Below are 3,321 nucleotides of genomic sequence, written 5' to 3'. Positions count from 1 at the left end.
CTAAAGCCGGAAAGCACCTTGGGGCCGCCGCTGGCGTAGGCAAAGTCAATGCCTTCAAAGGCGATGTCAAAGCGCAACGGCGTTTGCCCGGGCGAAAGCTGGGGCAGCGGCGGCACGGCCAGCAGGGCTTCGATGCGCTCCAGCGCGGTTTCCATCAAGTCCAGCGTGGACGTGAAGCTGATGAAGCTGGAAAGCGGCTCGGCAAAGCGCGCCAGCATCACGGCCACGGCGGCCAGCACGGCCACGTTCAGGCTGCCCTGCACGGCCCAGCTCACGCCGGCGGCCATGACCAGCAGCAGGCCCACTTCCACCACGCTGGCAATCAGCACATTGGGCTGGCTGCCTTTGCGCTGGCTTTCGGCTTGCAATTGCTCCAGCCGCGCGAAGCTTTGCTGCAAATGCGCCGCGCGCGCACCGGCGCTGCGCGCGGCGCGCAGCACGGGCAGGCCCTGCGTGTACTCCAGCACATCGCCACTGCAACGGGCATTGGCCTGGGCCAGCGCCCGCATGCCGCGCGCGTAGGCCCGCCTGCGCCAGCGGTACAGCGGCGCCAGCGCCGGAAACACCAGCAGCATGGCCAGCCCCAGCCGCCAGTCCCAGGCCAGCAGCGCCAGCCCCGCCGCCAGCGGCGTGATGACGGCTTGCGCCAGCAGGTTGAACACGATGAGCGCGTGGTTCAGGTGCTCGTCCACATTGCCCAGCACCACGGCATTGACTTCGCCCGTGCGCTTGTCCTGCAACTGCAACAGGGGCATGCGCCGCAGCTGCTCGCCCAGGCGCAGGCGCAGGCGGTGGCCCACTTCGGCCATTTGCCCCGTGTAGTCAAAGCCTTGCGCGCGCCAGCGCAGCACATGCGCGGCCAGCCCCAGCGCCGTCAGCGCCCACAGCCAGGGCAGCGCCTGCCGCCAGCGGGCATCTGCCGCACTGCTGGCCACACGACTTGGCATATCGCCCGCTTCCGGCAGCAGCGCCACAAACAGCGGCGCCATGCACGCCAGCGCCAGCCCCTGAAGCGCAGCCGCCAGCCCCAGCCCGGCGATGCTGCGCCGCAAGGCCGCCGCATGCGGCCCGGCGCTGCGCATGAGCCGCTGCCAGGTCTGGCGCAGGGGCGTGACGGATTCGACGGCCGTGTCCACGGATTCAGTGACGTTCATGGCGTTTTCCCCATATCAAATATTTTTTGGCTCCAGGCTTTATTCAACCGCATTGCCATTCATAGAACACTTTTGAAAAATCGCGCCGGCGCAAATCATGCGGGCGAATGAAGAAACGGCAGACTCCCAAATCGCCCCACATCACGCCATTTTCCCTGTCACTGTCGATTTGCAAAAGCAGCGCGTAATCCCTATATTTGTCTCCGCGCATGTCTTCCTGCACGCTATTACAATAACCGCCCAGCCGGTGGCCGCTCCAATCCAGCGTTTCGTTAAAAGTCTCGGAAAATTCTTCGCGCAAAACGGCAATGGCAGTATTCGGACTAATCGAATTGTCTATATCCGGCACGCCCTGTCCAGTGAATTTCAGGCCGGGTTCATCCAGCGAAGCAAATTTCTGCTGCAAATCAAAGCGCATGGCGCAAGGGCTTGTGAATGGCATTTGAAACTGTATTTCAGAAGGCGCAAACAATCTCCTGAACCAGCTTTTCGATTCGGGTTTGGGTTGGTCATTCAAAAAACCGAAATCATGATTCAGCCCGGCGGCTTCCAGCAAAGGAGCCGGGTGATAGATGACGCGAAACCCGTCCGGCCGGGCCGGATCGTCAAGGTTCATGCCCCACATATCCTGTATTCCAGTGTTGCAGGCAATATAAAACTGCAAAATCCCGTTTTCCGGGAAATCCGGCAGGGGCGGCGTTTCGGCAAAATTGATTTGCGCCAGCAAATGCAGCGGGCGGCCTTTCGCATTGCGCGGGTATTCCATGTCTTTCGGCCAATAGGGCTGTCCGCCCAGCTTGCTTTGCCAAACCGTCAAATGTTCGGCAGGCAGCAGGGTGATTTCCGCGCAGGGCCGGGCCGTGGCGCAAATGCTGTCCTTGTAGGGCCGCAGCGCGGGGTGGTTCAGCAAATCAGGCGTGTGGTTCATGGCTGCGGCTGGGTACGTCGTGGCAAAACCATCCATCCGGTAAAAACGGGCCGTGGCGGTTTATTTTCATGGTTTCAAAAAAATTCCCACGTATAAAGCACTTTTGAAAAATCACGCTGGCGCAAATCATGCGGGTGAATATAAAAATGACAAATGCCGCTGCCATGCCGCATCACGCCATTGGGCGCATCACAATCTATCTGAAGCAGCAAAACATGATCCTGATACGGGCCGCCCAGGCGCCATTTTTCTTGCAGAATATTGGCATACCCGCCCAGGCGATGGCCTGACCAGTCCAGACGGCAAAATGCTTCCAAAAATTCACTGGTGATATTTTCCGCGTCCATTGGCGGCCATCCGGGCGCAAGAAAAACACCATTCGCTTCTTCAAGCGAAGCATATTTTTGCTGCCGCTCAAACCGCATGGCGCATGCGTGTTCAAAAGGCAATCCGGGCCGTTGCGAATGCCAGAAAGCCGCCAGCCTTTGCAGAATATGGTTTGATTTTGGTGTTTGCCGCGCTTGCGCCAGAAACCGGAAATCCTGCAACAGCCTATCCTGTTCATGCTCAATATCTGCGTGATACACCACGCGAAAGCCTCGCTGATCAGCCGGATTTTCCGCATTCATGCCCCACATTTTTTCAATCCCGTCATTGTGCGAGATGAAAAACTGCAAAATCCCCTTTTCCGGAAAATCCGGCAAAGGCGGCGTTTCGGCAAAATTGATTTGCGCCAGCAAATGCAGCGGGCGGCCTTTCGCATTGCGCGGGTATTCCATGTCTTCCGGCCAATAGGGCTGCCCCCCCAGCTTGCTTTGCCAAACCGTCAAATGTTCGGCAGGCTGCAGGGTGATTTCCGCGCAGGGCCGGGCCGTGGCGCAGATGCTGTCCTTGTAGGGCCGCAGCGCGGGGTGGTTCAGCCCATCAGGTGTGTGGTTCATGGCTGCGGCGCGGGGCGAGCGGCGTTTTCATGCGCGGGCAGGCTCCATTGCCGGGCCTGCTGCCAGCTTTGCCACAGGCGCGCATAGACGCCGCCTTGCGCCAGCAGCGCCTCATGCCGGCCTTGTTCGGCCAGCCGGCCTTGCTCGAACACGAGGATTTGGTCGGCATCCTCCACGGTGGAGAGCCGGTGCGCCACCAGCAGCACGGTTTTGCCTTTCATCAGCTCTGAGAGGGCGGCCACCAGCGCGGCTTCGTTTTCAGGGTCGGCAAAGGCCGTGGCTTCGTCCAGCACCAGGA

At 60.2% G+C, this 3,321-nt stretch carries 3 protein-coding genes and 1 pseudogene; all 4 read right to left on the bottom strand.

Going from position 1 to position 3,321, the window contains the following annotated elements; all coding sequences use genetic code 11:
- Nucleotides 1–1,154, bottom strand: a 1,154-nt coding sequence (locus C1720_RS12455; RefSeq protein WP_146007062.1) for an ABC transporter transmembrane domain-containing protein, incomplete at its 3' end; no start/stop codon positions are given.
- 43 nt (nt 1,155–1,197) lie between these two features.
- Nucleotides 1,198–2,082, bottom strand: a complete 885-nt coding sequence (locus C1720_RS12450) for a YwqG family protein (RefSeq protein WP_255397835.1) — start codon at nt 2,080–2,082, stop codon at nt 1,198–1,200.
- Between the two features lie 74 nt (nt 2,083–2,156).
- A complete protein-coding gene (locus C1720_RS12445) occupies nt 2,157–3,023 on the bottom strand; it encodes a YwqG family protein (RefSeq protein ID WP_102284689.1) in 867 nt (288 codons plus the stop codon).
- Nucleotides 3,020–3,321, bottom strand: a pseudogene (locus tag C1720_RS12440) (ABC transporter ATP-binding protein/permease); the annotation flags it as partial. The gene C1720_RS12445 and the pseudogene C1720_RS12440, both read right to left, overlap by 4 nt.

Origin of the sequence: Ottowia massiliensis, assembly GCF_900240305.1 — a bacterium.
Classification (GTDB): domain Bacteria; phylum Pseudomonadota; class Gammaproteobacteria; order Burkholderiales; family Burkholderiaceae_C; genus Ottowia; species Ottowia massiliensis.
This window is presented reverse-complemented; position numbering and strand designations above follow the sequence as displayed.